At 63.9% G+C, this 26,318-nt stretch carries 19 protein-coding genes and 2 pseudogenes; 5 read left to right on the top strand and 16 right to left on the bottom strand.

Going from position 1 to position 26,318, the window contains the following annotated elements; all coding sequences use genetic code 11:
- Positions 1 to 122: 122 nt before the first annotated feature.
- The 4 genes from dcd to apbC form a co-directional block, all read right to left on the bottom strand.
- A complete protein-coding gene (gene dcd, locus EV686_RS14705; protein WP_132477710.1) occupies positions 123 to 686 on the bottom strand; it encodes a dCTP deaminase in 564 nt (187 codons plus the stop codon).
- Between the two features lie 79 nt (positions 687 to 765).
- Positions 766 to 4,509, bottom strand: coding sequence for a translocation/assembly module TamB domain-containing protein (locus EV686_RS14700; protein WP_132477709.1), 3,744 nt, complete (start codon positions 4,507 to 4,509; stop codon positions 766 to 768).
- On the bottom strand, positions 4,506 to 6,284 hold the full coding sequence (locus EV686_RS14695) for an autotransporter assembly complex protein TamA (protein WP_132477746.1): 1,779 nt from the start codon (positions 6,282 to 6,284) through the stop codon (positions 4,506 to 4,508). Before EV686_RS14695 ends, EV686_RS14700 begins: the two co-directional genes overlap by 4 nt.
- 2 nt (positions 6,285 to 6,286) lie before the next feature.
- On the bottom strand, positions 6,287 to 7,372 hold the full coding sequence (gene apbC / locus EV686_RS14690) for an iron-sulfur cluster carrier protein ApbC (protein ID WP_132477708.1): 1,086 nt from the start codon (positions 7,370 to 7,372) through the stop codon (positions 6,287 to 6,289).
- Between the two features lie 133 nt (positions 7,373 to 7,505).
- Between apbC and EV686_RS14685 the strand changes: the two genes are divergently transcribed.
- The 3 genes from EV686_RS14685 to metG all read left to right on the top strand — a co-directional run bounded on the left by EV686_RS14685 (position 7,506) and on the right by metG (position 10,076).
- Positions 7,506 to 7,757: a hypothetical protein gene (locus EV686_RS14685; protein ID WP_243650902.1), complete on the top strand. Its 252-nt coding sequence runs from the start codon at positions 7,506 to 7,508 to the stop codon at positions 7,755 to 7,757.
- A 105-nt stretch (positions 7,758 to 7,862) separates the two neighbouring features.
- Positions 7,863 to 7,994: a hypothetical protein gene (locus EV686_RS19010; RefSeq protein WP_279389480.1), complete on the top strand. Its 132-nt coding sequence runs from the start codon at positions 7,863 to 7,865 to the stop codon at positions 7,992 to 7,994.
- A 12-nt stretch (positions 7,995 to 8,006) separates the two neighbouring features.
- A complete protein-coding gene (gene metG / locus EV686_RS14680; RefSeq protein WP_132477707.1) occupies positions 8,007 to 10,076 on the top strand; it encodes a methionine--tRNA ligase in 2,070 nt (689 codons plus the stop codon).
- Between the two features lie 107 nt (positions 10,077 to 10,183).
- On the opposite strand, the gene EV686_RS14675 is transcribed toward metG, so the two are convergent.
- The 4 genes and pseudogenes from EV686_RS14675 to EV686_RS18880 all read right to left on the bottom strand — a co-directional run.
- A complete protein-coding gene (locus tag EV686_RS14675; RefSeq protein ID WP_132477706.1) occupies positions 10,184 to 11,365 on the bottom strand; it encodes a M20 aminoacylase family protein in 1,182 nt (393 codons plus the stop codon).
- Between the two features lie 11 nt (positions 11,366 to 11,376).
- Complete coding sequence (locus EV686_RS14670; protein ID WP_132477705.1) at positions 11,377 to 12,876, bottom strand: aldehyde dehydrogenase family protein; 1,500 nt, start codon at positions 12,874 to 12,876, stop codon at positions 11,377 to 11,379.
- Between the two features lie 112 nt (positions 12,877 to 12,988).
- A pseudogene (locus EV686_RS19005) lies at positions 12,989 to 13,354 on the bottom strand (NAD-binding protein); the annotation flags it as partial.
- A gap of 30 nt (positions 13,355 to 13,384) precedes the next feature.
- Positions 13,385 to 14,629: pseudogene (locus EV686_RS18880) on the bottom strand (DUF3100 domain-containing protein); the annotation flags it as partial.
- A gap of 214 nt (positions 14,630 to 14,843) precedes the next feature.
- Between EV686_RS18880 and EV686_RS14660 the strand changes: the two are divergent.
- Entirely contained in the window at positions 14,844 to 15,758 is a 915-nt protein-coding gene (locus EV686_RS14660) for a LysR family transcriptional regulator (protein ID WP_132477704.1), read from the top strand.
- Positions 15,759 to 15,854: 96 nt separating this feature from the next.
- Here the strand turns inward: EV686_RS14660 and EV686_RS14655 are convergent, their stop codons facing one another.
- Positions 15,855 to 17,360 (bottom strand): CoA-acylating methylmalonate-semialdehyde dehydrogenase, encoded by a 1,506-nt coding sequence (locus EV686_RS14655; protein WP_132477744.1) that lies wholly within the window; start codon positions 17,358 to 17,360, stop codon positions 15,855 to 15,857.
- Between the two features lie 149 nt (positions 17,361 to 17,509).
- On the opposite strand from EV686_RS14655, the gene EV686_RS14650 reads away from it, so the two are divergent.
- Positions 17,510 to 18,475: a LysR family transcriptional regulator gene (locus EV686_RS14650; protein WP_132477703.1), complete on the top strand. Its 966-nt coding sequence runs from the start codon at positions 17,510 to 17,512 to the stop codon at positions 18,473 to 18,475.
- A gap of 60 nt (positions 18,476 to 18,535) precedes the next feature.
- Here EV686_RS14650 and EV686_RS14645 read toward each other — a convergent pair whose 3' ends face one another.
- The 7 genes from EV686_RS14645 to EV686_RS14615 all read right to left on the bottom strand — a co-directional run bounded on the left by EV686_RS14645 (position 18,536) and on the right by EV686_RS14615 (position 26,307).
- Positions 18,536 to 19,357, bottom strand: coding sequence for a class I SAM-dependent methyltransferase (locus EV686_RS14645; protein WP_132477702.1), 822 nt, complete (start codon positions 19,355 to 19,357; stop codon positions 18,536 to 18,538).
- A 40-nt stretch (positions 19,358 to 19,397) separates the two neighbouring features.
- On the bottom strand, positions 19,398 to 20,744 hold the full coding sequence (locus EV686_RS14640; protein WP_132477701.1) for an APC family permease: 1,347 nt from the start codon (positions 20,742 to 20,744) through the stop codon (positions 19,398 to 19,400).
- A gap of 215 nt (positions 20,745 to 20,959) precedes the next feature.
- Complete coding sequence (locus EV686_RS14635; RefSeq protein WP_132477700.1) at positions 20,960 to 21,385, bottom strand: VOC family protein; 426 nt, start codon at positions 21,383 to 21,385, stop codon at positions 20,960 to 20,962.
- A 95-nt stretch (positions 21,386 to 21,480) separates the two neighbouring features.
- Complete coding sequence (locus EV686_RS14630; protein WP_243650901.1) at positions 21,481 to 23,235, bottom strand: alpha/beta hydrolase; 1,755 nt, start codon at positions 23,233 to 23,235, stop codon at positions 21,481 to 21,483.
- An 18-nt stretch (positions 23,236 to 23,253) separates the two neighbouring features.
- Positions 23,254 to 24,141 carry a DUF364 domain-containing protein gene (locus tag EV686_RS14625; protein ID WP_132477699.1) on the bottom strand — a complete coding sequence of 296 codons (888 nt, stop codon included), beginning with the start codon at positions 24,139 to 24,141 and terminating at the stop codon, positions 23,254 to 23,256.
- A gap of 4 nt (positions 24,142 to 24,145) precedes the next feature.
- Complete coding sequence (locus EV686_RS14620; RefSeq protein ID WP_132477698.1) at positions 24,146 to 25,180, bottom strand: SAM-dependent methyltransferase; 1,035 nt, start codon at positions 25,178 to 25,180, stop codon at positions 24,146 to 24,148.
- Between the two features lie 20 nt (positions 25,181 to 25,200).
- A complete protein-coding gene (locus EV686_RS14615; protein WP_132477697.1) occupies positions 25,201 to 26,307 on the bottom strand; it encodes an ABC transporter substrate-binding protein in 1,107 nt (368 codons plus the stop codon).
- Positions 26,308 to 26,318: the final 11 nt, after the last annotated feature.

The raw sequence follows: 26,318 nt of genomic DNA, 5'->3' as shown, positions 1-26,318 counted from the left end.
GGAGGGTTTCGCCGCGTGCGACGTGAAAGGGAAAAATGGAATGCTAACACCCGGAATCAGCGCGCAGCGCCGCAAGCGCGGCCTGGACGGATTCCGGGAGAATCGGGCAATGGGCTCCGGGCTCAGGTGCGCGGCAGGGTCACGCCCTGCTGCCCCTGGTACTTGCCGCCGCGATCGCGGTACGAGGTTTCGCACACCTCATCGCCCCCGAAGAACAGCATCTGCGCGCACCCTTCTCCGGCATAGATCTTGGCGGGCAGAGGCGTCGTATTGGAGAACTCCAGCGTAACGTGGCCCTCCCATTCCGGTTCCAGCGGCGTCACGTTGACGATGATGCCGCAGCGGGCATAGGTGCTCTTGCCCAGGCAGACTGTGAGCACGCTGCGCGGAATGCGGAAATATTCCACGGTGCGCGCCAGAGCGAAGGAATTCGGCGGAATGATGCATACATCCCCCTTGAAATCCACGAACGACTTCTCGTCGAACGCCTTGGGATCGACGATGGTGGAATTGATATTGGTGAATATCTTGAATTCGTCCGCGCAGCGCACATCGTAGCCGTAGCTGCTCGTGCCGTAGCTGACGATGCGCTGCCCGTTGATCTCGCGGACCTGGCCCGGCTCGAACGGCTCGATCATGCCCTGCTCCGAGGCCCTGCGTATCCAGCGGTCACTTTTTATGCTCATAACACCTTGCCCCTGTGTAATAGCGGCGTATTTTATCGCTTGTCGATTACAAAATGCATGCGCTGCCGCAAATATCGCCTCAATCCCTAGAAAAATAGCGATAGACCAGCGCCAGCCCGCTCACTGTGCCCGCGCTGGCCTGCGCCGTCAGCCCGCGCGCCAGCCGATAGCTGACCCGGCCTACCGTGCCGGTATCGGACAGGGCCTGCTCCAGGCTGACCGTGAATCCGCTGCTGAGCGTCTTGCTCACCACCATGAACTTGCGCTCGATCTCGCTGGTGCCGGAATCCAGCGAACGCACCACGCTTTCCGCAGGAAGAATGCTGCCCACGGCCCCCAGCTCACCCGAGCGCATGCTGACCTCGTCTATCCCGAAACGCCGGTAGAAAGGCTCTCCGCCGCTGAGGAAGGAGGTTCCCACCGAGAATAGCAGCGCCGCGTCGCCGCCGGACTCGTCCGGACCGCGTCCCAGCAGCAGCCACGACAGTTTCTCGACTTCCGCCACTTCCGGATAGGACACCAGGTCGATGCGAGGCCGCCTTGCCGTACCCGCCACGCGGACGCCGGCCTGCACCGCCGCCCCGGTCCGCAACGCCTCGATGTCGAGTACCGGACTGGTGATGTCGCCCTGGAACGTGATGGTGCCGCGCCTGAGCTGCAGGCGCTGCCCGTAGGTTTCTATGGCGCCCCCGCGCGTGTTCAGCGCGCCATGCGCCGTCAGCTTGCCCGCCTTCATGACCAAGCGCATCTGCCCGATCAGGCCGGAGTTGACACCGTAGCCCGTCAGGTAGAAGCGCGGTCCCAGATCCACGGTCAGATCCAGGGACACATCCATCGGCGCCGAAACCTCCTTGGGAGCTTCCCCTCCCCTGACCACCACCACATCGCCATCGACCGACGGCACGCCGCCGACGATATCCAGGTCGATCCAACCCGCATCGGCGGTCACGCTACCCGTGACGGCCAACGCCGGCAATTGCGCATCGACCTTGATGTCTCCCGAAATCATGGCATAGCGGTCCGAGCGCTGCAGTATGGGGTAACGGCGCAGCGCGACGTCCACGACTCCCCGCGACTGCGCGAGGTTCCATTCGCCGCTGAGCGTCAGGCTGCCGTCCTTGGCATCCGGATTGTTGTAGACCCACTCCCTGGTGCGCCATTCCTTCGGCTCCACGCGCAGCTGCGCCGGGAAGCGCAAGCTGTCCAGCACGACGCGATCATTGTCGAAATGCGCCCGCAGCGTGCCGTCGAGCAGGCGCACGCCCTGATCCAGGCTGACGATGCGCAAGCCTTCTCCGGATACATTGCCACCGGTCCCCCAACTGCCATCCTTGCGGCTTTGCGCCTTGACGTCCGCGCTGATCTTGCCGCCCAGCTCGACGGCGTCGCCGGTGAAGATGCTGATCCACCCCAGGTCGGCCACCACGGCGCGCGCCTGCACCACATTGCCATCGGCTGGATCTATGCGCCAGCCGCCCGCAGAGCGCAGCAGGAACGACCCATCCACCTCCAGGCTGCCCTTGTCCGCCGTCTGCACCTGCCCCTCGGCCAGCAGCCGGCTGACGCCGGCAGATACACGATTCGCCTTGATGTTCATGCCCAGCGTCCGCAGGCCCATCGGCACGGGCGTATCCGCCGGAATCACCAGATCGCCCGCCGTGCGGCGGACGCTTGCGACGCCTTCGAGCGCATCGGAAAACTTCAGGTTCCAGTCGATGTCGAGCGTGATGTCGTTTTCCTGCTTGCGCGCCGCCGACCGCACGGTCACGCCGCCGCGGTCCGCCTTGGCCTTTTCCGGCTGCATGACCGCCAACGTCTCGCGCAGGCGTTCGATACGGGCATCGGTGATGCGCAATTGCGCGACTTCCCCGCTGGTTTCCCAGTGCCCATGGCCTCCCTGCGCCTGCCGGCTGCGCAGCGTGAGCAGATGATCCTCTCGCTGCCATACCTGAAGCCGGGCCTCGCCGATCCGCCACTCCACGTCCTGTGCGCCAGGCACATAGGACACCGGCGTCTCGCCTTCGGACGCCACGCGAAAGCCCGCATGGTCCGCCCTCAGCCGCGTGATCCGCCCGCGCCAGCCTTCCGCCTCGCCGCCCGGGCCGCGCCCCCAGCCGCCATCGAGCGCCAGAACGGCCTGCACCGGGGCCGATCCCGGAACATCCGGCTTGCCGTCGGGCATGGTGTATTCCACCTGCAGGTCCGCCGCATGCTGGGCGACGCTCCCGCCAAGCTCACCGCTGGCCTTGAAGCCGCCGGGCAGCCCGGGCCACAATGCGTCGAGCGAAGGTGCCGCCGCATCCAGCTTGATCCTGTCCTTCGCATCGCCCAGCGCGCCGTCCAGCACGAAGCGGCTGCGCCCGATGCGAAGATCGGCGGAAACGACCGGCAGCCGCCATTCGGACAGCATCGCAGGCACGATGGGCGCGGAGGCATCGGAAGCCGCCTTGTCGGCGGCAGCTTCCCCCGAGGCCACGCCACCGGAAACCGCCGTCTCGGCAGCGGGCTTCCCGGCTGCCCCGGCATCCACGGGAGCCGCATCCCGTCCCGCGTCTGCCTGCGCCGCGGCGGCCGCATTGCCGGCGCCCACCACCTGTTCCAGAGCCAGCTTCAGCTTGCCGGACAGCGCCTGTCCGTTCCAGCGCGAATCCTCGGCGAATGCCAGCGACACTTCGGCATTTTCCAGCCGCTGCATGTCGTGGACTCCGATGTCGAAAGCGCCGTCCAGCGTCAGCAAGGCGTCCGGTATGGCGCCGGCCGCCATATGGCCGACGTTCAGCTTCCGGGTGGACAAGGTGCCCGTCACGCGATCCGCGGCGCCGGGCGACTGCGCCTCATTCCAGGTCAGCTCGCCCTGGACGCCCGAACCATCTCCCAGTTCCAGGTCGACATCGGCCTTTCTCAGCGGAAACGCAGCCTGGGGCAGCAGGCTGGCATTGGCCAGCAGCTTCAAGCCCTGGCCGCTGCCCGTCAGCGTCACTGCCATGGAATCCAGGCTGCCGTCCGCTTTCAACTGCAAATTGGCCGCGCACGGCGGCATTCCTGCAGCGTCGGACGAAGCATCCCCGTCCTTGCCTTCCTCGCCATTGGCCTTTTCACTGCCATTATTGCCGCTTGCCGCATTTGCCGGCGCACTGCCCGGCACGAAGGCGGGCAGGCACAGCGGCGAGTCCGGCCCCTTGCCCTGGATGGCCGCATCGAGATAGGCCCTGGCGGGCCAGGGCTTGCGCAATTCCGCCAGACGCAAGTCGCCCGACAGGCTGACATCCGCCAGATCATGCGCCACGTCCAGGCTGCGCAGCACCAGTTGCCCCGTTTCTCCGGTAACAGCCAGCGACGTCTCCAGGCGGGATACGCCGACGGGCAGCGCTTCCCCGTCGATCGTGACTTCGAGCCGGCCAAGCGCCAGGCGATCCAGCAGGATCTGCACGGGGATCGCCGGAATTTCCGCAGGCTCTTCGGATGCGGGCTCGTCCGAGGACTTCAGGCCGACGGCGATCCTTCCGGCGGAAAGATCCTTGACATGCAGGCGCCGCTCCAGCAACTGGCGCCAGTCCGCCTGCAAGTGGAAGTCTTCGATTTCCACCGAGAGTTCCGGCAGGCGAATGGCGAAGTCCTCGACATGCACGCCGCCCAGGATCGAGCCCCGCACTCCTTCCGCCTGCCCGTCCATGTAGTGCGCCGCCGTCCCCAGCGTCCAGCGCGTACCTTGCTGCGTTCCCAGCGCCCACGCCAGGAAGCCGCCCACGATCACGATCGACAGGACCAGCAAAGGCCCCGCCCAGATCAGAATGCGCGACAACCAACGTGCGAAGGTCTTCAAAATGCGATACCCAGAGAAAAGTGCAGGCGCAGCTTGCGGTCCCGCTGTCCGTACGCGACGTCCACATGGAATGGACCGGCGGGCGTGCGCACCCTGGCGCCCACCCCGTAGCCCAGGGCCCAGCTCATGTCTCCGAAGGATTCGGCGGCATCGCCCGCGTCGACGAACACGGCCATGCCCAGCATATCGGTGAAATAGTGCATGTATTCAGCGCTGACCAGGGCCATGGCCGGGGCGCCGATGGTGGCGTCGCCCTTGCTCAATCCGATGGACTGGTATTTATAGCCCCGGATGGTGCGGGCCCCGCCCGTGCGATAGCCGAAATCCTGCGGCACGCGATCGGTGCCGGCCCATACCTTGGCCACTTCGCCGCGCAGCGTGAGCACGTGCCTGCGGCCGATGGGCCACCATTGCTGCAGGCGCAGGTTGGTGCGCTGGAAGGTTTCACCCTTGTCCATGGTCACGCCCAGGCCGATGCCGAAGTCGATCAGGTTGCCTTCCCTCGGATCGTACTTGGCGTCCACATCGCGCCGCAGCCACTGCCAGGTGCCGATCAGCGTGGGCACATTGTAGTTGTCGGCGCCCTGGATGCGGATGCGGTCGTATGCCGCCGTCAGGCCCCACTGCGTTTCATATTCGACGCGGCTGTCGCCCGCGCCCTTGCGCTCCTGCCGGCGCTTCCAGCCCAGCGCATAGCGCGTGGAATCCAGCCCTTCGACGTCGGAACGATTGAACAGGACGCCGACGCTGTCCTTGGAGCCGTTGCTGGTCGGCGGCAGGTGCACATCAAAAAAAGCCCTTTGCCTGTCCTTGTCGACCCCCACGCCGGTCTCGGTCCAGATCGGCTGGCCGAACACGATATTCTGCCGGTACAGCCCCTCCACGCGCACGCCGTTGTCGCTGTCGACGCCCAGCGATGTGGTGAACCGCCTGGCCGGCGCTTCGGACACACTGACGTTCAGCGGGAGCTCGACATCGCCATCGGGGAGTTCCGTCCTTTTCTCGGGATCGGAGTCCAGCGTGACGAATGCGCCGCGGAAGAACGTCGTCGATTGCAGCGACTGCTGCCAATCGTCCAGCTTGTCCTGGTCGTAAGGGTCGCCCGGCTGGTAGCGTATATAGCGCTCGATCAAGGTGCGCGGCACCCGCTTGAGCCCTTCCGTGTGCATAGGCCCCATCCGCACTCGCGGCCCGCTATCGACGGCAAGATCCAGATCCGCCTTCGCCTCGTCGGCATCGACCGTCGCCTGGGTGCGCGTGTATCTTGCAAAGTAGAAGTCCTTGCGGCTGACGTCGTCCAGCAGCGCCGTCTTGGCCGACCCCCAGTCGGAATTGATGAAGAGATCACCGGGCTTGAGCGGCCAGCGCTCCTTGATGGCCGCGGCCCGGTCGGCGAACTCCTCACTGGATATGCGCCCGTTCAACGCGATATCCACGGAGGATACGGTCGCCCGTTCGCCCGGCGTAATGAAGATGTCCCAGGCCTCGCCCAGTTCGTCTTCCGTGGCTTCGAGCTCGACCTTCGCGGAAAAATAGCCCTGCGTCTCCAGCGCGGACAAGGTGGCCTCGTGCGCCCGGCGACGCAGGCGCGAGACTTCCCCGCCGTCCTGGTCTTCGGCCAGCCGTGTGATGGCATCCACCGCGCCGATGATGGCCTGCAGGGCTTCGGGCGGCACGCCGCCCGGATCGATGACGACCTCGGGCTTCGCGGCCAGCGTTCCATGGCTCCAGCCAAGCAGACAGCATGCGAAAGACAGGGAACGCCAGATTTTCATCATCAGGTTTTACGGGCAACCACTTTGGGCATCAACGCCGACATATCACGGGGCAAGTTTGCCACAATCGCCGACACTTCGCGTGCCACATCGCGATACAGGCCTGCCGCCGCGCCATCGGGCTCGGCCACGACGGTTGGATTGCCGGAATCGGTCTGCGTGCGGATGGACATCTGCAGCGGCAGGGCTCCCAGCCAGGGCAGCCCATATTCCTGCGCGATGGAGCGGGCGCCGTCCTGGCCGAAAATGTGCTCGGCATGGCCGCAATTGGAACAGATATGCACGGACATGTTCTCGATAATGCCCAGCACCGGCACATCCACTTTCTGGAACATGCGCAGCCCCTTGCGCGCGTCGATCAGCGCCATATCCTGCGGCGTGGTGACGATGATGGCGCCCGTCAGCGGCACTTTCTGCGCCATGGTCAGGGCGATGTCTCCGGTTCCCGGGGGCATGTCGACGATGAGGTAGTCCAGGTCGTTCCAGTTGGTCTGCGTCATCAATTGCGTCAGCGCCTGCGTCGCCATGGGGCCGCGCCAGATGGCGGGAGAATCTTCGTCCAGCAGAAAACCGATGGAGTTGGCCTGCAGCCCGTGCGCCACCAGCGGCTCCATGCTCTTGCCGTCCAGGCTCTTCGGACGATCCTTCAGACCCAGCATCAGCGGCACGCTGGGACCATAGATATCCGCATCCAGCAGCCCCACGTTCGCTCCCGAGGCCGACAGCGCCAGCGCCAGATTGACCGCGGTCGTGCTCTTGCCCACGCCACCCTTGCCGGAAGCCACGGCAATGATGTTGCGCACGTTGGGCATGGGGCTCAGGCCGCGCTGCACGGCATGCGCAATAATGCGCTGCTCGAAATTCAGCCCCCGCAGTGTGACGCCCAGCGGGGACAAAATCGTTTCAATACGTTTCCTGAGAGGGTCGACCCCATTGTTTATTGGGTATCCCAACGCTACATTAAGAGTAAGATCGACGCCGTCGAGCGTCATTTGCACGGTTTTCGGCGTTGCCGCCAGTTTTTTGCGCGTTACAGGGTCATCCACTTGCGCCAGTGCTGCCAATATTTGTTCGGTCGTCACGCTCATATCAATTGACCTTCTTTCCTCGAAATCGGTTGCTGTTTCAAACTTGGGTAAAACCTCAAGGATAGCGGATTGAGGGAATTTATTCGCAAAAACCCTGTCTACGTAATTCCCTTTCAGGAGACCAGATAACACAATGATCGACACTCTCAAGCAACTGTTGCGCGGCGCCCTATTCTTCGTGCTGGCCATCATCGGCATGACGATGGCCTTCATTTTCATGATTTCCAGCGCCTTTGCAATCGGCATTCTCTATGTCGTTGCCCGCGTCAAGGGCCGTCCGTTCGGTGTCAAGGCTTACTGGGCTCAACGCCGCAAGGCGCCCATGCAGAAAAATCCATTTAAAAACAACGATGTCATGGACATCGAGATGCGCGAGCTGCGTTAAACCCACCGCCTCCCGCATGCGGCGCCGCCCGCCTGCGCGCCACACAAAACCTAACCAATCTTTACAAACGCCCCTCCCCGGCTTGCGGTATTTCCGCAGGCCGGCATGAGCGCTTCCGATCGCCGTGTTCGCGGCGGCGACGCCATGCCGGATCGGGCAACGCCGGTTTCCCTGCGCATTCTCGTCGAAAGCCCTAAAATCGAACATTCGCCGGCCCAGCGCCGCCCGTTTTCCTAACGTATGTCACCCATGTCGCGCACACTTTTCGTCACCACAGCACTGCCTTACGCCAACGGTTCCTTCCACATCGGCCACATCATGGAATACATCCAGGCCGACATCTGGGTGCGCTCCATGCGAATGGCCGGGCACACCGTGCATTTCGTGGGCGCGGACGACGTCCATGGCGCTCCCATCATGCTGAAGGCGGAAAGCGAGGGCATCACGCCGCAGGCGCTGGTCCAGCGTTATGCCAGCGAACGCCCGCTCTACCTGAACGGCTTTCATATCAAGTTCGACCACTGGCACAGCACCGACTCCAGCGAAAACGTCGAGCTGTCGCAGGAGATCTACCGCCGCCTGAAGAGCGCCGGCTTCATCGACACGCGCACCATCGAGCAGTTCTACGACCCCGTCAAGGGAATGTTCCTGCCCGACCGCTACATCAAGGGCGAATGCCCGCGCTGCCACGCAAAAGACCAGTACGGGGATTCCTGCGAGGTCTGCAGCGCGGTCTACAGCCCCACCGAGCTGATCGAGCCCTACTCCACGCTGAGCAAGGCCAAGCCGGTGCTGAAGACTTCGGAACATTTCTTCTTCCGCCTGTCCGATCCGCGCTGTGTCGCCTTCCTGCAGGAATGGACAACCGGCGCCAATCGCACCGGCGCCAAGCGCCTGCAGGCCGAAGTCCTGGCAAAGACGCGCGAATGGCTGGGCAGCGGCGCCGAAGACTGTGAGGCCAATCTGGCCGACTGGGATATTTCGCGCGACGAGCCCTATTTCGGCATTCCCATCCCGGATGCGCCGGGCAAGTATTTCTACGTATGGCTGGACGCGCCGGTCGGCTACCTGGCTTCGCTGAAGGCCTACTGCCGGAAGCAGGGACTGGACTTCGAAGCCCTCATCGATCCGTCCAGCGACACCGAGCAGGTGCATTTCATCGGCAAGGACATCATGTACTTCCATGCCCTGTTCTGGCCCGCCATGCTGAAATTCTCCGGCCTGAAGACTCCGGACGCGCTGAACGTGCACGGCTTCATCACGGTCAGCGGAGAGAAAATGTCCAAGAGCCGCGGCACGGGCATTTCGCCGCTGCGCTATCTGGAGTTGGGCATGAACGCCGAATGGATGCGCTACTACCTGGCCGCCAAGCTGAATTCGCGCGTGGAAGACCTGGACTTCAACCCCGAGGACTTCATCGCGCGCGTCAATAGCGACCTGATCGGCAAGTACGTGAACATCGCCAGCCGCGCCGCCAATTTCATCAGCCGCCACTTCGACGGCAAGCTGGCCTACAGCGGCGATACCTCAGCCTTCGCGCAGGAACTCTCCAATCTGGCCGAACAGGTGCGCTCCGATATCGAAGCCCGTGAATTCGGCAAGGCCATCCGCCAGATCATGGCCCAGGCCGACAAGATCAACCAGGCGTTCGACGCCGCGCAGCCCTGGGTGCTGGCCAAGGGAATTTCGACCGCGGACGAGGCCCAGCGCCTGGCGCTGCAGGACATCTGCTCGCGCGCGCTGGCGGGATTCAAGGCGCTGACCGTCATGCTGACCCCTATCCTGCCCGCCCTGTCGGAGCGCGTCAGCGCCGAACTGTTCGGAGACGCCGCCTACCGCTGGCAGGATGCCGCCTCGCTTCCGGCCAGCATCGCGCCCTTCAAACACCTGATGCAGCGCGTGGAGCCCAGGATGCTGGACGAACTGTTCGAATCGCCCGCCGCTCCCGAAGTGATCCCCGGCGGCGAGCCCATCGCCGAACCCATCGACATCAAGGATTTCGCCAAGATCGACCTGCGCATCGCCCGCATCGAAGATTGCCAGGCTGTCGAGGGCTCGGACAAGCTGCTGCGCCTGTCGCTCGACGTCGGTGAAGGCCGCCTGCGCCAGGTGTTTTCCGGCATCAAGTCGGCCTACCAGCCGCAGGACCTGATCGGCAAACTGACCGTGCTGGTGGCGAATCTCGCGCCGCGCAAGATGCGCTTCGGCGTATCCGAAGGCATGGTGCTGTCCGCCAGCCATGCCGACAAATCGCAGGACGACGGCCTCTATGTCCTGGAACCCTGGCCCGGCGCGCAACCAGGCATGCGCATCCACTGATCGAGCGACCGGCATAGACAAAAAAATGGCGTCTCCTTCCAGAGCCGCCATTTTCATTCCAAGGCAGGAGCAGCCCCCGAAAGTCCGCGTGGTGAAACTCCTATCGTCTAAGACTTCGCCGCCGGCAGCTTCCCGTCGCGAAGCAGGCCCAGCGTCAATTCCACCCAATAGCGTACGCCCAGCGGCAGCACCCTGTCGTTGAAGTCGTACTTGGGATTGTGCAGCGACACGCTGTCCTCGCCGTTGCCCATCCAGATGTAGACGCCCGGACAAGCCTGCGACATGAAGGAGAAATCTTCCGACGCCATGCTGGGCGGCAGTTCGCGCCTGACACTCGCCGCTCCCAACAGGCCCGTCAGGATTTCAGCGCAGACTTCCGCGTGTTCCGGCGAATTGATAGTGGCGGGATAGCTGACGCGATAGTCCAGCTCGGCTTCCAGTCCATGCAGTTTCGCGGTCGCTTCAATCACATCGCGGAAGCGCTGTTCAATGCGGCTGCGCTGCTCCATGTCGAAACAGCGCACAGTGCCGCGCAGCTTTACTTGCTCGGGCATTACGTTGTACGTATCGCCCGCATTGAAGCTGGTCACGCTCAGGATGGCCGGCTTGTGCGCCTCTTGCTCGCGACTGATCAGCGCCGGCAGTTGGGTCACCAGTTGGCAGGCCGCCAGCAAGGTGTCCTTGCCCAGATGCGGCATGGCGGCATGGCAGCCCTTGCCTGTCAGCGTCAGGTTGAATATGTCGAACGCAGCCATGACAGGGCCTGAATGCACCGCGGCCGCGCCGACGGGCAGGCCCGGCCAGTTGTGCATGCTGTACACCGCCTGCATGGGAAATCGCTCGAACAGGCCGTCTTCGATCATGGCGCGCGCGCCGCCCTCGTTTTCTTCCGCGGGCTGGAAGATGAAATGCACCGTTCCGGCAAAGTCGGGATTGGATGCCAGCACCCTGGCCCCGCCCAGCAGCATGGTGGTGTGGCCGTCATGCCCGCAGGCATGCATGCGCCCCGTATTGACCGAGGCGTGCGGCACGTCGTTCAGCTCGGTCACATGCAGGGCATCCATGTCGGCGCGCAGGCCGATGGACGGGCCATCGCCCCGGGCGCCGCGCAGCACGCCGACCACGCCGGTTCCAGCCAAACCCGTGTGCACTTCCAGCCCCCAGCCCTCCAGCAGCTCGGCCACGATGCCGCTGGTGCGATGCTCTTCGAAGGCGGTTTCGGGATGGCGGTGGAAGTCGTGCCTCCAGGCCTGCAAGTCCGTCAGTGTCGGCCACACAGTCTCGCTCATTCCAATATTCCTCAAAGATAACCAAAAGGCGCGGCCGGCTCCGCCGCGGTTTCGACCCAGACGCTCTTGACCTGAGTGTACTCGCGCAAGGCGTCCAGGCCGCTGGAACGGCCATAGCCGCTCTGGCGATAGCCGCCGAACGGCGAAGCCACGTTGATGGTCTTGTAGCCATTGATCCAGAACGTACCCGCCCGCACCTGCGCGGCCACGCGGTGCGCCCTGCCGACATCGCGGGTCCAGACCGCACCGGCCAGGCCGAAACGGCTGTCGTTGGCGATTTCGACGGCTTCCTGCTCGGTATCGAACGGAATCACCGCCACGACCGGCCCGAAGATTTCATTTTGCGCTACATCCATGCGGTTGGAAACGCCCGTCAGCACGGTCGGCGGCACGAAGTAGCCCGTATCGCCGGGTTCGGCGCTGCCCAGGGCCAGAGTCGCGCCCTCTTTCAGTGCCGCGGCTATGCAGTTGCTCACGTGATTGAACTGGCGCTCGTTGCAGATCGGACCGACTTCGGTCGCCACATCCTGCGGATCGCCCACACGCAGCCGGCGCGCACCGTTGACCAGCTTGTCCACCAGTTGATCGTGCACACTGCGCTGCACCAGCAGGCGCGAACCGGACACGCAGCTCTGCCCCGCGCCGGAGAAGATGGCCGCCTGCGCGCCAAGGCAGGCGCGATCCAGGTCGGCATCGTCGAAGACGATATTGGCCGACTTGCCGCCCAGCTCCAGCACGCATGGCACCAGATGCTCCGCCGACAGCGCCGCAACGCGGGCGCCGGTCGGCACCGAACCGACGAACACCACCTTGCCGACCTGCGCTGTTTCCAGCGCTGCCGGAGCGGCGGTCTGGCCGAGCCCGGCCAGGACATTGACCAGGCCTGCAGGCACGCCCGCCTGTTCCGCGATAGCGGCCAGGGCCAATGAGCTGAACGGCGTCAACTCGGACGGCTTGAGCACCACGCCATTGCCCGTGGCGATGGCAGGGGCGATCTGCCAGCCTGCCGTGAACACCGGCGCGTTCCACGGCGTGATCTGCAGCACCACGCCGATCGGCTCGCGCCTCGTGTAGTTGAGATGGCCGCTGGGTACGGGAATCACATCGCCGTACAGCTTGTCGGTCCAGCCCGCGTAGTATTCGAACATTTCCGCCACGCGCAGCGCCTCGCCCCGGCAATCGCGGATCGGCTTGCCGCTGGTCAGCGATTCGAGCTGCGCCAGCGGTTCCGCCTGGGCGCGGATCGCCTGGCCCACGGCATACATTACGCGGCCGCGCTCGGCATGCGACAACGCCCACCAGGCCTGCTGTCCTTGGCGCGCCGCCTCGACCGCGGCCTTGGCGACTGCCGCGCCGGCATCGGCATAACGCAGGGTTTCCTGGCCGGTCGCGGCATTGCGCAGCAGGATATCCTCTCCCTGGCCGGACAGCAGTTTCCCGCCCACATAGGAACCGATGGCCTGGGCGTCAGGGAAAAACGCGCGAAAAGCCTGCCAGATACGATCTTTCATGTCTTGCTCCTTCTATTGTCCTGTCCGTTCCCGCTGCGCGCTTTCCACCCGGCGCGCAGAGCAGGAGTGAGTCACTCCCGCCTAAAATCGGGAGCTTCCTCGCCGAAGCGGCTCATGAACGCGCGTCGTAATCCACGATGCGGTTGAAGTCCTCTCCATCCTCGATCGCATCCGCCGAATCCGCCCACAGGCGCAGGGCCTCTTGCGACAGCGGCGCATTCGCGCCGCTCTGCGCGATCATGGCGGCCGCCAGACGCAGATCCTTGCGCATCAGCTTCATGGTGAAGCCGGAGTTGAACGCACCGTTCAGTATCCAGGTCGGGCAATTGACTTCGGTCACGCCGCTGCGGCCGGACCCTGCATTCACGCCGCTGAGTATCTGCTCGATATCCAGCCCGGCCGCCTTCGCCACGCGAATGGCTTCGCCTGCGGCGATCAGATTGATGCCGCACAGCAGGTTGTTGAACAGCTTGGCCGAATGCCCTGCGCCGACCGGGCCGACATGCACCCGCTTGCCGGTCAGCGCATCCAGCACCGGCGCCAGCTCATCGATATCCGCAGCCTCTCCGCCCAGCAGCATGGTCATCGAGCCGCTGTTCGCCGCCTTGGGGCCGCCGCTGACCGGGCCGTCGACGAACCGCAGCGAGCTGCCTTTCAGCGCCTGCGCAATGCGCGCGGTGCTGGCCGGATCCGCCGTCGAGGTATCCAGAACGATCTGGCCGGCGCGCGCATGCTGCAGCAGCCCGTCCTTGCCCAGCACCACCTGCTCGACGATATCGGAAACAGGCAGCGACACCACGACGATGCGCCAGCCCAGGCGGCGGAATGCCGGGATGTCCTTGGCCAGCGACAGGCCGGCGAAGGACAGCAGCGGCGTGATCAGCGCCAGGAAGCTGACTTTGCCCGTCAATTCCGCCACTTCTGCGGCATACGGCACCGATGGAAACGTCATGGCCATGGCGACGAACGAGATCCAGCAGACGGCGGGCAGCTTGCGCCTGGTTCCCATATAGATCAGGTCACCCACCAGCACGGCGAGGATGATCAAAGCCACACCGGGCAACGCTTCGAGCATCGAGGTGCCGAAACCGATCCGGTTGCCGATCAGCACCATCAGCCCCACGAACAGCCACGATAAGATACGCATGCCAAAGTTCAGTTCAACGGCATGCCCCGCTTCTTCCCGCGATCCGGACGAAGCCTCCTCCACGACGGACTCCCCCTTGCGATTGCGTCCCAGGATAGGCTCCAAGAACCGATAGGCGCGCACCGCCAGCGGCAGGGAAATGAACAGCGTCAGATAAGTGCCGATCGTGGTGGCGATCAGATTGGCCGCCGCGGCGAAAGCGGCGACATCCTTGGCGACTTCGGGCGTTTGCTGGGCTGCGATGGCACCCACCGCGGCGGCTGTCATGCTGCCGGAACCCATGCCCGCGCCCATAGCCAGCGCCAAGGGGTGGAAGATGTTCAGGCTGGTGACGAAACCCGCCAGAATCGAAATGAAGATGGCGCCAAACAGGGTGCCGGTAATGTATTCGGCCAGAACACCGCGGCCTTCCGGCGAGTCCATGCCGAAGCGCTCGCCGACGATGGCAAGCCCCGGCTCGCGTCCGATGGAAAACGTCGCGCCGATGGCTTCGCGCTTGATGCCCAGCAACAGCGCCACAGGCATGCCCAGCAGGATGCATCCGATCAGGTTGCCGAATTCCTGCAGCGCCAGGCCCCAGCCCGCTTCGGCCAGCTTGGGCAGCGCGCGTATTCATCGACTCTCCCCTTTGGTATGCAGCCGCCCGCATGGGGGCGGCATCTTATGGACAATGAATGAAAAAACACAAGCCGGACCGTCCAGAACCAGTCCGGCGCGTTCACTATATCAACGAGTCCGTACCCGTATTTCCGCATTTTTGTTCTAATAAACAGAACATAATCGTTTACCCTAGAATTGTTATCAGAACAAGGAATCGCACATGCTTGCCTTCCATGACGCGCGTCTGCGCTATCTGTACGAAGCCGTCGCCTGCGGCTCCGTGCGCGCAGCAGCCGACAAGCTGGGCATCGCACCCTCCGCGGTCAGCCGGCAGGTCGGCCTGCTGGAAGAAGAACTGGCTTCCGTGCTGCTGGAACGTCATCGCAAAGGCGTGGTTGCCACGCACGCGGGCCGGATACTGATCGACTACTACCGGCAGCACATGGCGCACCAGCACGATATGCTCGCCAAGATCGATGCTCTGCGAGGACTGAAAAGCGGCTCGGTTTCCGTTGTCAGCGGCGAAGGTTTTGCCCAGGAACTGATCGCCGGCCCCATCCGGCAATTCCGCCGGCAGCATCCAGGCATCTCCGTGTCGCTGGATATTTTCGGCACGACCGAGATCGTGCGCCGCGTGCGCGAGGACGAAGCGGAAATCGGACTGGTCTACTATGCCCCTACCGATGCGCATATCGTCTCGCGCGGCTCGGTGACCCAGCCCATGCACGCCATCATCGGCGTCGATCACCCCCTGCGGCATGCCAGCCAGACCTCGCTCCAGGAGCTGAACACCTGGCCGCTTGCATTGCTGCACGGCGTCTTCGGCATCCGGCAACTGCTGGATCATGCGGAACGCATCGAAAAAATCCGCCTGAACGCGGCGCTGACGACCAATCTGATAAGCGTGGCCATCGGATTCGTCACCAGCGGACAGGGCGTTACCTTGCTGCCGCCCTGCGCCGTTTCAACCGAACTGGCGGACGGACGCGTGCTCGCCATTCCCGTGGACAGCCCCGCGCTGCACCAGGCCGAAGTGCAGCTGATCACGCGCGCCGGACGCAATCTGTCGCCGGCGGCGAACCGTTTCCTGCAATACTGCATGCATGGAATGGAAGCGTTCCAGGCGACGACTTGAGGCAATCCCCGCCGGAAAAGGAAAGGCGCCCGTCCAATGGCGGGCGCCCTGCCTGCCCCGCGCTTGCGGCGGGACCTTGGTACGAGCCGTTCCGGCTTACTTTGCCACAGGCATGGAGAACTCCGCGCCCTTGGCGATGCTCTGCGGCCAGCGCTGCATGATGGACTTTTGCTTCGTATAGAAGCGGAAGCCCTCTTCGCCATAGGCGTGCATATCGCCGAACAGGCTCTTCTTCCAGCCGCCGAAGCCGTGCCATGCCATCGGCACGGGGATGGGCACGTTGATGCCGACCATACCTACCTGCACACGCCTGCCGAACTCCCTGGCCACGTTGCCGTCGCTGGTGAAGCAGGACACGCCATTGCCGAATGCATGCTCGTTGATCATGTCCAGCGCTTCCGCGAAATCGGCCGCGCGCACGCAGGCCAGCACGGGACCGAAGACTTCCTCCTGGTAGATGCGCATTTGCGGCGTCACATTGTCGAACAGGGTGCCGCCCGTGAAGAAGCCCTCTTCATGTCCCGCCACCTTCAGGCCGCGGCCATCCACGACCAGCGTCGCGCCCTCGGACTCGCCGATGCCGATGTAGTTTTCGATGCGGTCGCGCGCTTCGCGCGCAACGATCGGCCCCATTTCGGACGCGGAATCCATGCCATTGCCGATCTTCAGCGCGCGCACGCGCTCCGCCAGCCTGGGCATGATGCGATCCGCCACGTCTCCCACCAGCACCGCCACCGAAATCGCCATGCAGCGTTCGCCGGCCGAGCCGTATCCGGCGCCCATCAACGCATCGACGGCCTGGTCGAGATTGGCATCGGGCATGACCACCATGTGGTTCTTGGCGCCTCCCAGCGCCTGAACGCGCTTGCCGAAATGCGCGCCGCGCTCGTAGATGTACTGCGCGATCGGCGTGGAGCCGACGAAGCTGATCGCCGCCACATCGGGATGCTCCAGCAGGGTATCGACGGCCAGCTTGTCGCCCTGCACTACATTGAAGACGCCGTCGGGCAGCCCGGCCTGCTTGAGCAGTTCCGCCATGAGCAGCGATGCCGAGGGATCGCGCTCGCTGGGCTTGAGCACAAAGCAGTTGCCTGCGGCGATGGCCACGGGGAACATCCAGCACGGCACCATGCACGGGAAGTTGAATGGAGTCACGCCGGCCACCACGCCCAGCGGCTGGCGCATGGTCCAGTTGTCCATGCCGGTGGAGACCTGTTCCGTATAGTCGCCCTTCAGCAGTTGGGGAGCGCCGCAGGCGAACTCGATGATGTCGATGCCGCGCTCTACCTCGCCCCTGGCATCGCTGAATACCTTGCCATGTTCCTGCGTGATCAGTTCAGCCAGCCTGTCCTTGTTCTGGTTCATCAGCTCGAGGAAACGGAACATGACGCGCGCCCTGCGGATGGGAGGCGTGTCCGCCCATGCGGCAAAGGCCGCCTTGGCCGCGGCGACCGCGGCATTCACATCATCCTCGGCGGCCAGGTGCAATGTGCGGATGGCGCTGCCCGTGGCCGGGTTGTAGACCGGCTGCGTGCGCGTGCCGGCGCCGTTCTCCCGGCGGCCGTTGATGTAATGGACGATATCCGTCGATGCTGTCGTCATGGTGTCCTCGCTCTGTATGGTGGTTCGTGTTCCAGGCGCCATGGGAAAGTTCACGACGCGATCCGATGCCTGCAGTTTAAGTAGGCCCGCCATGCTTGCATAGACATGGACGCTTGATTCATTGTTCAGATTAATGAACAATGAAAGGCATGGATATCCAAAAAATAGAAACCTTGTGGACGCACCTGCATACGTTGGGCATGCTGGACCGCCAAGGCAGCTTCACCGCTACCGCGCAAAGGCTGGGCATCAGCAAGGCGGCCGTCAGCCAGCGGATCGCCGAGCTGGAGAAAGCCGCCGGCATCCCCCTCGTGCAGCGCACGACCCGCGCCGTGCGGCTGACCGATGCCGGCCGCCAACTGGCGGAAAACACGCAACTTGCTTTCGAAACCATCGCCAACAGCTTCGCCTCGGTGCGGGAGTTGGCGGAACACCCTCGCGGCACCCTGCGCGTAACCGCGCCCGTAGCCTTTTCGCGGCAGCATCTGGTTCCGCGCCTGACGGGCTTTCTGCGTCGGCATCCCGATATCCGCATCGAGCTTGATCTGTCGGACAGGCTGGTATCGCTGGAGCAGGAAGGATTCGACCTGGCCATCCGTCATACCGACGCTCCCCCTGACACCCACGTGGCCTGGCAACTATGCACAACGCGCTCGCTCCTGGTCGCCAGCCCGGACTATCTGCAGCGCCACGGCGTACCGGACCGTCCCGAAGCGCTGTCGGAGCACCGCTGCCTGCATTATCCTCGTCCCAGGGGAACTGCCGCCTGGACGTTCGAGCAGCACGGCGCGCGCAGGCAGGGCGCAGCGCAGAAGCCTGCACGCATCACCGTTCCCGTCCAGGGCTCGTTCGCGGCCAACAACAGCGAAGTGCTGCGCGATATCGCCCTTCAGGGAGAAGGCATCGCGCTGGCGCCGGATTTCAGCGTCCAGCAGGCCCTGCGGGAAGGCGCGCTGGTGGAAGTCCTCCCGCAATGGCGAACGCTGGGGACCTTTGGCGAGCGCATCTATGCGATGCGCCCATACTCGCCGCATGTCCCTCTGGCCGTCAGGCTGTTCGTGGCCTATCTGCGCACCGCCTTCGAAGCGGGTTTCGCGCACCAGCCCAAGGGCTGACTCCCCGCACGGGCGACGGCGAGACGACGCCTTGTCCGGCCGGGCGGCCTATCCTCGCAATCAAAGCTGTTTCGTCGCCCGCCAGTCCTTGCCGCTGTCGTTCCGGCCCCCCATGGAGTCCCCATCGACGCGGCCGGTGTAGACATCCTTTCCGACGGTAAAGGTGATGTCGGCGCCGCTCAGCTTCGCATCGCTGATCTCCTGCGGTTCGCCGTCCTTGCGCAGGCTGCCCGACAGCATCTGGAATGCCTGCGTCAGGGCAAGCACGCCGCCGTCCTCCATCTTCCAGCTGCCTTCCACCTTGGCCGGAATGATCCACTTGTAAGCGTTGCAATAGCCGGTGCAGCCCTCTCCGTCGACCCGCACCGTGTCGTCCGGCTCCCAGTCTCCCATGTCGAACGAGTTGGATACCACCCTCGTGCCCGGCGCCATGTCCAGCAGCGTGGGACGCAGCCTCAGATTCAGATTGGGCAGCAGGAACAACGAAATGACCGAGGCCTTGGAAAAATCGGACTCGAAGATATCGGCTTCTTCGAACGTTGCCCGGTCCGACACGCCGGCCGCTTCCGCCGCCTGCTTGGACAGCGCCACCATGTCCGGGTTGTACTCGATGCCGTGCGCCCTGGCCCCGCGCATGGCAGCCGTGATCACGGTACGCCCGTCGCCGGAGCCCAGGTCGATCAGATAATCCTGCGCCGTCAGCCCGGCCATGTCCAGCATCGCATCGACCAGCGCCTGCGACGTGGGAACCCAGACCACGTCCTTGCCCGCCTGGCCGACTTCGGGCGTGAACGCCCCGACCGCCGCTTCCTGCGCCCAGGCATTTCCCAGCAGTGCCGTCGCCGTGATTGCCGCGAGCAATGTTCTGCGAATTTTCATCATGCTTGTTCTCCCGGTGATTGATTGGAAAAGTCTTGCGTGTTCAATCCGTCGTCGTCGCAGCAGCGGCCTCGCGCGTCTTGCGAAACAGCAGCAGCGGCGTGCCCGCCGCCAGCACGGCCAGCCCCATCAGGCCGGCGGTGCCCGTATACATGACGCTCGAATACAACATGTACAGGCACATCAGGCAGAAAATAGCGGGCGTCACCGGGTAGAAAGGCACCCGGTACGGCAGGACGCGATCGGGATGCCGGCGCCTGAGCACGAACAGGGACACTCCGACCATCAACAGGAAAAACCAGAATACCGGCGCCGTATAGTCGACCATGGCCTTGAAGCCGTCCCTGGTGAACGCGCCCAGCCCGATCAGCGCGAGCGCAATCGCCCCCTGCGCGACAAGCCCATTGGCCGGCGTTCTTCCCCGGCCGTCCCACACGCCAAGCCAGCGCATGACCGTCATGTCGTTCGCCATGGCATAAAACACCCGGGCTCCAGTAAAAATGGTGGCGTTCAAGGTGGAAATGGCGGCCACGACGATGGCCAGCGTCACGGTGACCTCGCCCGCGGGCCCCGCCACGGCGCGCATCATGTCGGCCGCCACCGCATCCGATGCTCGGATTCCGTCCAGCCCGAGAATGGACAGCAAGGCCAGGTTGGCCAATACATACAGCGTCACAAGGATCAGCGTCCCCATGACCAGGACGCGGGCGATATTGCGCGGGGCATCGTTCAACTCTCCCGTCAGATAGGCCGCTTCGTTCCAGCCCCCATAGGTCAGCAGCACGAAGATCATGGCCATGCCGAGCGCCGCGCCCTCCGGCGCCATCGCGGGCGCGGCGGGCGCGGCGGATCCGCCCGAGTTGAAAAAGCCGAACAGAATGATGGCTGCGACCGCGCCGATCTCGATCAGCGTCACGACGATCTGGAGATTCTTGCCATGGGATGTGCCGATGACGTTGACCGCCGTCAGGATGGCCACGGCCAGCGCCGCGTACAGGGCCGGCCCATACGGCCCGAGCGGCGCGAGCAGAGACAGGTAGTCGCCCAATATGAATGCCACCGCCGCGATCGCACCGGTCTGGATGACCGTACAGCGCGCCCAGCCGAACAGCATGGCGCAGGCCTTGCCATAGGCGCGGGACAGGAAGTGATATTCGCCTCCGGCATGCGGATTGGCCGCCGAAAGCTCGGCATAGCATAACGCCCCAACCAGCGTCACCAGGCCGCCGAATACCCACGCCAGAATGAACATCCACTCCGATCCGACATTCGAAGCCACGATGGACGGCGTGCGGAAAATGCCGATTCCCACCACCATCCCCACCATGATGACCACGGCGTCGAACACGGTTAGCTGGGGCTGAGGCCTGGAACGGCTGTCCTGGATCATGGGAGTTCCTTATTCGAACTTATGCCTTCACCGGCTGATCTCCGATTTGACAACATCCATTCAGGAAATATTCATATTAATTTTTCATAAAACACATGAATAATCCAGCATAATCCGCCTTCCAGGCGGATGCGCCGCGCCTCGTTGAAAAGCAAAACGCGGCACGACGAGCCTCGCCCGTCATGCCGCGCCTCAACCTACAGGCGATTCTTCGCCTACTTGGCGAACAGCTGCCCCATGTCCTTGAACGCCTTGAACTCCAGCGCATTGCCACAGGGATCCAGCAGGAACATCGTGGCCTGCTCGCCCACCTGGCCCTTGAAACGCACATAAGGTTCGATGACGAACTTGGTGCCGAAGGACTTGAGCCGATCCGCCAGCGCTTCCCACTGGCCCCACTCCAGCACGATGCCGAAGTGCGGCACAGGCACGTCGTGGCCGTCCACGGGATTGGTGTGCGCCTGCTCCTGCGCGGCCGTCCTGGGGTGTTCATGGATCACGAGCTGGTGACCGTAAAAATTGAAGTCCACCCATTGCTCGCTTGAGCGGCCCTCTTCCAGGCCGAAGACTTCACCATAAAAGCGCCGCGCAGCCGGCAGGTCGTGCACGGGAATGGCAAGGTGAAAAGGAGAAAGACCCATGTGTTGCTCCAGTGAAAGTGAATGAAGGCCCGCACAATGTACCGCAATACGCGTCGTGCCGGCGCGGCGCAACGCGCCAACAGGCACGAGACGCATCAGTCCCTGGCGCCAGCCACCCTGCGCTTGAGCGCGTCCAGCGATGCCTGCGTCCAGTCCGAAGGCGAAACCAGGCTGGCCCAGGCATCGACATAATGCTCAAATGCATAGACATGGCCGTATCCTTTGGGCGGCTCCACCGCCAGCATCAGGTCGAACGCCAGTTGCAGGAACGTGACCACGGGAATCCAGCGCATATCGGGCGATACGTCAGGCCCAAGCGGCCCATTGAGCCAATCGGGACGGCGCCACAAAGACTTTGGATCGAAGAAAGTCACCGCATCGCTGGCATACTGGAGAAAAACGATGCGGTATGGCCCCCATCGCTGGCCCTCCTGGTCCAGCGCATTGACCTGGGCAGTGAAGCGGACAACGGATCCGTCGCCAAACGCAGGCAGCCACGCAGGCGATCCGGCATTGCGCCGGTCCGTCACGGAACGCCACGTAGGCGTATTGAACGGCGGCCCCGACCAGAGCGCGCCATGGTACGGAGCCTCGATAACCTGATAGAGATCATGGCTCTTGTCGCCGTTCAGCGCCCCCAGGCTAAGCCCCTGAAGGTAAAGACGCGGACGCGCCTCCTGGGGCAGACTGCGCCAGTAGTCGTACACCGCGGCAAACACGACACGCGCCGTTTCCGCGCCATACTCCGGGTCGGCCAGCAATGTCAGCCAGCTCAACAGATAGGAGTACTGGACCGACACGGTGGCCACATCGCCATGCAGCACATACTCCAGCGCCGCTTGGCTTTCGGGATCCACCCAGCCTGTACCGGTCGGTGTGGCGATAACGAGATTGCCGCGCTCAAACGCGCCGATGCGCTGCAGTTCGCGCAACGCCAGTTCCGCGCGTTCCTGCGGCGTATCGGCGGAATTCAGGCCTACATAAACGCGCAGCGGCTCCCGGGCGGGGCGCTGGGTCATACGCTCGATCTGCGCAGCATCGGGGCTCGCGGCGATCATGCGCCGCCCCTGCCGGCCCAGCCGTTGCCAGTCGAGGTAAGAGCCCCGCCCTCCTGTCTTGTCCCAGGCGGCCGGCTTCTCGATATCGTCCTCGATCAGGGCATCCAGGCCGGCGTAAGTCTGGTCAGCCAGGCGCATGGCGCCGTGAACCAGCACGCCGTTGCCTATCGTCCAGAACAATGTCGCCGTGACAATCACGGCCAACACTGCCGCAGTCGGTCCTGAAATATGACGCGACAAACGTTGCGACAAGCGCCGCCATATCCATGCGGCCAGCCTGCCGACCATCACCAACAGCAGAAAAGTCGACAATGCGAGCACGGCAATGGTCCACGGACCGGCGCTGTCGACAGGCGGCATTTCCATCAATGCCCGCAAACGGTTCTGCCAGTCAGCCGCCCACCAAAGCGAGAAGACTGCGATCACGATGCAGACCGCCAGTGTTGCGGCCATGGCGATGCGCCGCCCCCTGCCCTGCAATGACGGCAACTCCAGCATGCGCCACAGGTGGCGCAGCAACACCCCCAGCCCGTAGCCCGATGCCAGGCAGAAACCGCCCAGCACCCCTTGTATCCAGGGTTCGCGCGGCACCAGTGATGGCGTCAGCGATGCGGCGAACAATAGCGTGCCGAACACAAGCCCCATGCCGCACAGGGATAAAGCGGGCAGATCGCGTAAAAAACCAAGGCGGTGCATGCTGGGGACGACTCCGTTCCGGCGCGCAGGCAAGGCTGCGCCGACCGGCAGACTGGCGATCCGCAGATAGTAAAGTCCGCCGTCGTTACGGCGCAAGCGCGAAAGCGCCGCGGCTTACTGCCCCTGGGAAACCCGCAACGTCACACGCTCGACGGTTTTTTCAAAGAAATGATAACCGGACCCGCCCTCCGCCAGCAGCGTCAGCAAGGTATCCGGATCATGCACACGCGTGCCGCCCACCACCGTCACGCCCCGCTGCGCATAAGGCGGCATGAACAGCGTCGCGGTCGGGCCGATCACTGCGGCCTGCGCGCCGGGCTTCAGCATGCCCAGCAGGCCGTCCAGCGATCCGTTGATCAGCGTCGTTCCGGTCGTGATGAGCACGTCCGCCTTGGGCACGATTTCCGCGGCTCGGTCCGCAGGGACGTAGAACGGCAGCTCATCCGGCTTGAGCACTGCGGGGTCCAGCTCCAGAATGTTGAACGGCTGCTTGCGTCGGCGCAGTTCCTTCATATAAGGCGGAAACGCGCCGACCAGGGCCACCCGGTGCTCCGGCTCCAGCGCCAGCGCCAGCGCTTCGAAACCGTCCTCGCCCATGACCTCCACTCCCGCCGCAGGCCCATCGCGCCGCCACAAGGTCTCCGCCAGCGCATTCAGCGTGGCGATGGCCAGGGTGCGGCGCAGATCCTGCGGCCGGTAAAGATCGCCTAGTATCTGCTGTACCGGGCGGCCGGTAATCTTGCCCGGCGTCGGCATGGCATGGGCGGAGCTGGGGCAGCATACGGCCTCGGGTACGCTTTTGATCGGCGTGGCGCACAGGCCGCCCGCGCCATTGCTGAGCTTGACGCCGGTAAAGAATACGCCAAGCACCGCACGTTCTATCGTCAGTGTCTCCACTTCGGGTCCCAGCGCCTCGACGATGGCCCTGTGCAGCGCGGCCAGCAGCGTACCGGACGCATCTTCGGGCATGGCACGACGGGAAGGACTCAATAAGGTTTCCATTGATCTACTCCTGGCTTGCTTCGGGCTTGCGCGCGAAATGCAGCTTGGTAACGCCATATTCGCCATGCAGGTCGGCGCGGTCGGCATCGAGCAGGCCGATCTTGCCGAAACGCTCGCAGAAAGTCTCTACATGGCACATGGGATGGCTGTCGGTCAGCACGGCCTTGTCCAGGTCGCGCAGGCCTCCCGGGGCGGTATCGCACGCCTCCAGGCAGAACCAATGCGCGCAGAACAATTCCCCTTCGGGCGCCAGCCGGCCGGCAACGGCGGCCAGCGCGTCATTCGTATTCCTCCGCAACGGATACAACGCGTGGAACAATACTCCGAGATCGTATTCTCCTTCTAGCGGCGTCAGCGCGGAACCCCGCCGCACGCTGCAGCGCTGCTCGAATCCGGATGCGGCGACCGCGGCCCTGGCCTGCTCCAGCCCCTGTTCCGCGACGACGGCCGTCACCACGGCGCCGGGCAACTGCCGGCAAAGCGCAACCGCCAGTTGCCCTTCCCCACCGTCGAAGCACAGCACGCGCAGCGCTCCCTGACGCGCCGCCAGATGATCGCGCAGGTAGCTGGCCAGTCGATCGGCCTCGCCGAAGAACGGGTGCTGCCGCGGCGCCAACGCGGGCCTCGCTGCTTCCGCCGCCGTCCAGCTTGCCGACATGAACCGATCCAGGGAAGACCAACCATTGGACCCGGCAAGCATGTCTTCGAACACTGCCCCCTGATACCAGGGGTTGCCCTTGCACAGCACCTGATCCATGCCATCGGCCAGCACATAGCCGCCATCCGCCCTGGACAAGGCTCCCAGATCCTCCAGCGCCTGCAGGAAGCCAGCCAGGTGCGCGCCCCTGAGATCCAGGGCGGAAGCAATATCCGGGCGCGCAGCAGGGCCATGCTGCGCCAGCCAGTCGAACAGGCCGCAGCGAAATCCCGCCAGCAATGCCTGAAACGATTTATAGCCATCGCTGACCCGGCGTATGGCCGCCATGGCTTGCGGCTCGTTCAACTGGTCCATCACGGATTTGTGTACTTTCAGTTCCATAGGAATGCTCCTCGATGTTTTCATTGCCGCCCGACATGGGCGGGATTCTGCAGTTGTGCCTGTCCCTGCGTTCCTGACGCCAGCATCATGGCAATATCGGCATCGGACACTTCGTATCCGAAAAACCGCCGGTAGAATGCTTTGATCTCACCCGCCAGATCCTCTGGGAGAAACAGTTGCGGGTGAATCAGGCCCGCCGCCCACAGCACCGTCAACGGCTGTTCTACCGTGCGCTGGCCCCAGGAATGGCTGCCCATGGGCGTCGCATGCACCCTCCGGCCCTTCACTGCCGCCAGCCTGGAGAACCGCTCGTCGCGATAGACCGCTTCGACCTGCTCCGGCGAGCCGACGATCAGCACCTCCGGATCCCATTGCAGCAAGCGCTCATGGGAATATTGGGCATTGCCGCCGGCGGCCCACCCTTCGGTCACGCTTTGCCCCCCCGCCTGCGCAATCCACCAGTTGGCGATCAGCAACGGGGTCGTCATGGAATGCGGATTGAAGTACAGCACCCTGGGGCGCTGGCCAGGCGGGATGTCGTCCGTCACCGTGCGCACCTTCTGCATGACTCCGTCGAAATAGCGCAGATAGTCTTCGCCTTGCGCCATTCGATCCAGCGCGCAGCCCAGTACATGCATATTGCGACGGATATCGACTTCGCTTCCCCACTCCAGATACAGCACCGGGATCCTGGCTGCTTCCAGAGAACGGATGCGCATGCGGTCCATAGTGATCACGACATCCGGAGACAGCAGCATGAGGTTCTCCAGATTTACCCCGGTGTCCGCCTGCCCTTGCAGCACGGGCAGATCGGCCAGATGAGAGGCGATGCGCAAATGCAGCGCCCAGCGGCCCGACGCCGTGAAACGCCCGGGCAGCCCATTGACGATCCGGTCTCCGGCGTCCAACGCCAGCAAATAACCATTGATGACGGGAACGGACCCCACGGTCGCCACTCTGCGTACCGTCCCGGGCAGGACTACTGTGCGCCCCGCCATGTCCGTTACCATGGCGCCGTCGGGCGTTCGCACACACTCTCCCGGCGTTTGCGCCCAAAGGGCGCCAGCCGTCGTGGCGGCGCACGCCGATAGCAAGGATCGCAACAGCAGATGCTTCATGCGCTTCATGAATCTCCTTT

It is taken from the genome of Paracandidimonas soli (assembly GCF_004342005.1).
Lineage (GTDB): Bacteria > Pseudomonadota > Gammaproteobacteria > Burkholderiales > Burkholderiaceae_B > Paracandidimonas > Paracandidimonas soli.
This window is presented reverse-complemented; position numbering and strand designations above follow the sequence as displayed.